The sequence below is a fragment of the Anabaenopsis arnoldii genome, assembly GCF_028331025.1.
GTDB classification, from domain to species: Bacteria; Cyanobacteriota; Cyanobacteriia; order Cyanobacteriales; family Nostocaceae; genus Anabaenopsis; species Anabaenopsis arnoldii.
Genome location: NZ_JAQMUH010000026.1, coordinates 1 through 6,495 on the forward strand (window position 1 = coordinate 1; position 6,495 = coordinate 6,495).

Consider the following 6,495-nt stretch of genomic DNA (forward strand, 5'->3'; position numbering starts at 1 on the left):
AATCAAGCATAATTTGCTGTCTAATTATTTAATACAGCAACTCAAACGCCCAAGTATTCCTATGTGCTTGGTTTAATTGAAATTGTCCCGTGGCGCGGCTCCCTCCGCTCCCTATTTGTGCCAGTTGCGTAAGTCCTGATCTAAACATAAAATCTTTACAATTTTTATAACCTTGGATAGATATTCTCAAAAGACCCCCATAAATGTAAAATTGAAGTGTATCTGATGACAGATGAATGAGAAGATTATTTTATATTTCAATATTTCTATGGTTAGATATATCCACCCGGAAAATAACGAAAATTAAATTTATAGCATTTTCCATGCTCGTGAGGTACATTTTTTTAGTTTGAGGTAACAGGGAAAAGGGAATAGGTGTGTACTTCATGAGCCTGAAAAAGGCTTTATAAATAGCTGAACCATCTATTGCAAAAGATATAGGAGAGATAGATATATTTTCCCCATGACAGCTTGATAATAAAAGTAATTGATTATGATAAATTACTCAAATACATTTTTTATGACAAGAATTAATTCTGAAGAATAACTGGGTGACAAAAATAAACTTTAATAAAGTTTGATTTCTAGAATCTATAAACAATAAATATATTTTTTCTATTTTAGCCACGTAAAATATAATTATAAATATCCTTGTATCGAATTGCCTTAGACCCATGGTTAATCATGAGCTTTGAAAACATCCTTTTATTAAGCTGTTAATAGTTTGATTAGCACTTGAGAAAAATAGCAAATACAAACATGATGAATAGATATGGAAAGCACTATGGACGAACCAGATATGTCTACATTCAAATCACAAGTTTATTTTCTGTGCAAATGTCGTAATCTAGCTAAATTAATCCAATTTTCTCCCTGGAAATTACGAGATTTTTGACCCCATAATTCCCTTGGTTCTAAATTGGGGGGTATGTCAACTACATAGATGAGCATCAAACTTGGAAGTTTAATTGCAGCTTTGGCTATTCAGAGAACTGATAAGGTAGTAGGGGGAGTATGTACAACTCGACTGACAAATTAAACAAAACTCAGGAGCATTTAGGAAAAGAAGTCACTGAACTCAAGAAAAAGGAGGAGCACCTGCAACAATCCCTTCTTCTACTGCGTTCTACTCTAGAATCGACTGCTCATGGTATTGTTGCAGTCAGTCTCAAAGGAGAGATTGTCAGCTTTAATCAGAAATTTGTGGAAATGTGGCAAATACCCAACTCTCTGATCAAGTCCCAGAAATATGTTCAGTATCAAGCTTTTTTTGAGAACCAATTGAAAGACCCAGAAGCCTATTACCAGATTATAGGTCAGGTATGCAGTCAATATGACCTGGAAACCTACGGTATGTTGGAGTTAAAAGATGGGAGGGTTTTGGCTCAATATTCTCAGCCTCAGTGGCTGGAGGGTGAAATTATTGGTAGAGTATGGAGCATTTGGGATGTGACGGAATCGCAGCGGAAACCAGAATTCCCGCGGTTAAATACAGAATCAGACCGGAGTCAGACTTTAGAACAAATAAAACAACTAACTCAACTGCAAGGGGATTTCATCTCTAGGTTATGCCATCAATTCCGCACTCCCTTAAATATTGTTTTATTCTCTAATAGCTTGCTCAAAAGGTATATGAGCGACTGGAATGAAGAGAAAATACAACCATTACTTGATCATGTTCAAACAGGTGTAGAACAGATTACCAAGATTTTAGATGATGTCTTGTTATTGGCGAAGGTACAAACAGCTAAACTTAACTATGATACCAAACCATTGAATTTAGTTGATTTCTGTAATCAGTTAATTGCGCAAATGCAGACAAGTGGTAGCCATAAACGCATAAATTTACTACCCCAAGGAGGTTATTTAACAGCCTGTATAGATAAAAAACTGATCGAGCCGATGATCATGAACTTGCTGGATAATGCTATGAAATATTCTCCTAGTGATAGCGTGGTTGAACTTAAACTATTCTGTCAGCATGGGAACGTAGTGTTCGAGGTGAAAGATAGGGGTATTGGTATTCCACTTGCAGATAGACAGCGATTATTTGAGCCATTTTATCGCGGTAGCAATATTCATCAGCCAGGTACTGGGCTAGGATTATTTATTGTCAAAACCCTTGTGGACTTACACAGGGGTAATATTGTTGTGGAAAGTGAAGTTGATGTCAGTACAACATTTAAGATCATGTTACCAGTAGTAACATCCCAGTTATGAGTTTAGTAGACAGTTTGCTGATTGTTCCTTGCTACAAATCCTATTAATAGAGAAATGACACAGGAATCTACGAAAACAATTCTCATAATTGAAGATGATGCTACTACCCGTAATCTTTATTTAATGGGTCTTGAGGCGATCGGTTTTAATACTATAGGTGCTGAAAATGGTTTGGTTGGTATTGAAAAAACACAAACCCATTTTCCTGATTTGGTGGTTTGCGATATTGTGATGCCGGGTATGGATGGTTATAGCGTTCTTTATACCATGCGTCAAGATCCTGTGACTGCGATTATTCCGTTTATTTTTCTGACTGGTAGCGACAATAAGACAGATGTTCGTAAGGGTATGGAGTTGGGAGCTGATGACTATATTACTAAACCTTCTACTTTAGAAGAATTACACAAAGCGATCGCTATCAGATTAGAAAAGCAATCTCTTTTGCGTTGCTGGTATGCAACTGAATCTCAGCAAATGCCAGAATCGGTGGGCGATAATACAAACCGACCTGTCAAATCTAACTCAATTTTTCCAGCCGTTCCCCATCTCAAAGAAGTTTTCGACTATATTGAAGCTAACTATCATCGAGGGATTACCTTATCTAACGTAGCTGATGCCGTTGGTTACTCAGCAGCATACTTAACCACTACAGTGGCGAAAAGAACAGGTGAAACTGTTAATGGCTGGATTGTCAAACGCCGCATGGCCGCGGCCCGTCCTTTATTGACGGATACTGATCAGACAATAGAGCAGATTGCTACAGCACTAGGCTACCAAAATGCTTGTCATTTCTCCCGGCAATTTCGCCAGCATCATGGTGTATCGCCCAAAAATTGGAGAAATCAGAACCAGGTTTCTCAAATTCCTAGTAGTGATAAAATGCTTGGTATTGACCCTGATTACCAAAAATATGCAGCTTTGGGTCTAGGTTAACTGTTTTTGGGTTTTGTCAACTGCTGTAACAATAATTGCATTGCCAACGCCAGCAAACCAATTGCAACTATGGCAAATATCCCAGATCCCAAGGCAACTACACCGACGACTAAAGTACGGACAGCAGAGCCAATATTTACCACCATGGGGTTATCCGAATGGATAGGTTTAGTGGCGAAAGTTGTCGCTATGGATATCATTAGCGAATACATAGCATATCCGAGTCCTCCAGAAAACACCGCTCCTGTGATGCAACGTAAAGGAGTTGGTGGAACCTGATTTTCAGCTTCTGCTTGTGTTACTTTTGGGTCACTCATATGTTCTTCGTGTCTTACTATCTTGGTGGTAAATTTCTACTTCACTCAACCCATTGATGATGTCACCTGAATGCCATGTATCACAGTCTGAGTCACAAATAATTCTAAGTCCTCATCGGGAACTGCAGCCCTTATCTGTAGCTTAACTGCTTGTGCTTGTTCTTCAGACTCCACTAGGGCAAAAACTGTGGGGCCAGAACCAGACATCATGGTTGCTAAAACGCCTTGTTGGGCGGAAAATAGTTCTCGCAGTTGTGACACTTGAGGATAAGCTGGTAAAACTACACGTTCTAAGTCATTGTGTAGTTTTTGGGCAATTTCTCCTATATCTTTATTCAGGATACCTTTAACTATTGGTGCCGAATGCACTGCAGCCGCCCGTGCTGCTAAATTTTCAGTGTCTCTGAGATAAGAACTACCAAATTCTTGGCGATAGGTTTTGTATGCCCAGGCTGTAGAAACTTCTAAGCTGCGATATTTGGCTAATACTATATATATAGTATCCAAGTTTGGTAAGGGAGAAAGTTGCTCGCCTCTACCTGTGGCGATCACTGTTCCCCCGGCAACGCAAAACGGGACATCTGAACCAAGAGTAGCACCCAGTTCTTCTAATTCTGATTTTGTTAGTCCCAGGTTCCACAGTAAATCTATCCCCACTAACACGGCTGCAGCATTTGTGGAACCTCCGGCCAATCCAGCAGCTACGGGAATATGCTTGTTAATCGTAATTTCTACGCCCCCGTATTCAGCTAAGGCTTGAGGAAATTGCGTCGCCATGAGTTCGGCTGCTCGGTAGGCTAGGTTACTTTGATCTGTAGGTACTTGTGGGTGGTTGCAATTGACTCTAATCATTTGATTGCTAAGGGACTGTACATTTATTTCGTCTGCCAGTCCGATACTTTGGAGTATCATCGCTAACTCATGATAGCCGTCAGTCCGGTCGCTGATGATTTCCAGATACAAGTTGATTTTGGCGGGAGCAATTAGAGTGTATGAACGCATTTTGACTGCTCAATTTTAGTTATTCAATACCATATCTTTGTGACGAGCCACGCTGAACTTGTTTGTTTGTGTCCTTGATGTTCTCTGTCTTTGCTTACACAGAACTGGTAGCATTTGTCAATAAGTTGGCTAAAGTTACCCACTGCTGAACACTCAGGTCTTCGGCTCGAACTTGGGGATTTATTTCTAATTGTTCCAGTAAGTGGCTCAGGCGATCGCGTTCTACAATGGATTGCAAATTATTTCTTAACATTTTGCGTTTGGCACCAAATCCGAGTTTTACTAGAGTTTCTAATTTGTGGGGGTCAATTGCTGGGGTTTCTATCTGTCTGGGACTCAACCGCACTACTGCTGAGTCTACTTTTGGTGGTGGGTAAAATGCACCCGCGGGAACGGTACAAATGAATTCACAATCAGCTAAATACTGCACCCGCACACTTAAGGCTCCAAAGGTTCTAGAACCAGGTTTAGCATACAATCTTTCTGCTACTTCCTTTTGTACGAGTAGCACTATGGAATCATAAGGTTCTGGGTTGGGGTGGGCTATAGTACCTAGCAACTTCTCGATGATTGGCCCTGTGATGTTGTAGGGAATATTGGCTACTACTTTATTAGGGTTGTGAAAATTGGTGAATGATGCTAAATGGGATGGTAGGTCTAAGATCAGAAAGTCCCCTTGCAATAGTAAAAAGTTGTCCTTTTTCCCCAGTTGCTTGGCTAGCTGTTTGCACAGGTCAAAGTCTATTTCTACTGCTATGAGAGATTGCACGTGGGGTAGTAAACGACGAGTGAGAATACCGGTACCCGGTCCTATTTCTAAGATGCGATCGCTCTGACGACATTCTGCTGCTTTAATAATTGCATCCAGAGCCTTTTCACTTTTGAGCCAATGTTGGGCAAAGGACTTACGCGGTCTAATCATTAATTTTCCTGACTATATCTGGTTTTGATATTTTTTTTTATTGTAGATACCTAAATTATCATGTTAGACACACCTCCACCCGAATCCTCAAGGTGAGATATGTTGAGACTCTCTGGGGGCTGATGAATTATTTTTGCACAACAAAAAACCCTGGTGAAACTAACCAGGGTGAGAAGGAGAAGTCGAATTGACGATGAGAGATACCGATACGAAAATCAAAAAATCTTAGCTAACGCCCAAGGAAACCAAAATTAAGGTAGCGACAATTAATGTAGCAAATGCAGCTTGGACAGTATATTGACGTTGCTGCTCTTGGCTGGGGTAGGTGGCGCAGTATATTTGGGGTTCTTTGGCATAGTTATTGAGAATACCTTTTTCATTAATAGTTGTGTACATAGTTTTTTGTGTTTGTTACTTTATGTAACCTAATTTAACATTATTATTACAATTTGTCAAGTATGGTTGACAAATAAGATTATATTTGGATTTAGAGTTATGCTGCTCAGTTGGTGCGAACTGACAAGTCAGCCCAAGGGCGATCGCTGTAAAAGTCCGTCTGTTTAGTGTTGGGTTCCCCTATTCTTGGGGAACCATTAGGCAGGTCCCCTGACAGATGATCAGCAAAAGGGTCTAAAGGAAATAGGAAGAATATATATAGTTGGGTTCATGGATTAACCGCTGATATATATGGAATAACTAGCGTTGCTGAGTAAAATCGGGATGATTGGGGTTAGCGAATTGGTATGAAATGCTCCTCTACAGGAACATCCGAGAAAAAAACAGGTCATTTTGACGTTTCACATTCAGATAGAGCAACATTGAAAAACTCAGATCCTGCAGAAGTCTCTCGGATCAAGGGAAAGAAGCCTGAGGATGTGAGCTAAAAAAAAGTTTGTCAAACCCCTTGACGAAACCAGATAGAATAGATATATTAAATAAGTGGCAAGGCGAGAGCCAAAGACACCTGAACCGAGAAAACAAAATACTTTGAAAGTTAAAGAATAACCAATCCTCGTCAAGAAGATTTAGTTTGGGTAGAGAAACCCAAGGTTAATCAAAAATTATAACAGGAATCCGCAATAAGAAGTTATTCGGAGACCA

6 protein-coding genes are annotated in these 6,495 nt (G+C 39.9%); 2 read left to right on the forward strand and 4 right to left on the reverse strand.

The features are described 5' to 3' along the window. Window positions 1-1,014 precede the first annotated feature (1,014 nt). Both PN457_RS02035 and PN457_RS02040 read left to right on the forward strand, forming a co-directional pair. Window positions 1,015-2,220, forward strand: coding sequence for a PAS domain-containing sensor histidine kinase (locus PN457_RS02035; RefSeq protein ID WP_271730980.1), 1,206 nt, complete (start codon window positions 1,015-1,017; stop codon window positions 2,218-2,220). Between the two features lie 54 nt (window positions 2,221-2,274). Continuing rightward, window positions 2,275-3,153, forward strand: coding sequence for a response regulator transcription factor (locus tag PN457_RS02040; RefSeq protein ID WP_271730981.1), 879 nt, complete (start codon window positions 2,275-2,277; stop codon window positions 3,151-3,153). Here PN457_RS02040 and PN457_RS02045 read toward each other — a convergent pair. From PN457_RS02045 to psb34, 4 genes are all read right to left on the reverse strand, one after another. Then, on the reverse strand, window positions 3,150-3,470 hold the full coding sequence (locus tag PN457_RS02045) for a DUF3082 domain-containing protein (protein ID WP_271730983.1): 321 nt from the start codon (window positions 3,468-3,470) through the stop codon (window positions 3,150-3,152). The two genes, PN457_RS02040 and PN457_RS02045, sit on opposite strands and share 4 nt — an antisense overlap. Before the next feature lie 45 nt (window positions 3,471-3,515). Continuing rightward, window positions 3,516-4,472, reverse strand: coding sequence for a 4-(cytidine 5'-diphospho)-2-C-methyl-D-erythritol kinase (gene ispE / locus PN457_RS02050; protein WP_271730985.1), 957 nt, complete (start codon window positions 4,470-4,472; stop codon window positions 3,516-3,518). A gap of 94 nt (window positions 4,473-4,566) precedes the next feature. Then, complete coding sequence (gene rsmA / locus PN457_RS02055; protein WP_271730987.1) at window positions 4,567-5,394, reverse strand: 16S rRNA (adenine(1518)-N(6)/adenine(1519)-N(6))-dimethyltransferase RsmA; 828 nt, start codon at window positions 5,392-5,394, stop codon at window positions 4,567-4,569. Between the two features lie 225 nt (window positions 5,395-5,619). Continuing rightward, complete coding sequence (psb34, locus tag PN457_RS02060; protein WP_271730989.1) at window positions 5,620-5,790, reverse strand: photosystem II assembly protein Psb34; 171 nt, start codon at window positions 5,788-5,790, stop codon at window positions 5,620-5,622. Window positions 5,791-6,495: the final 705 nt, after the last annotated feature.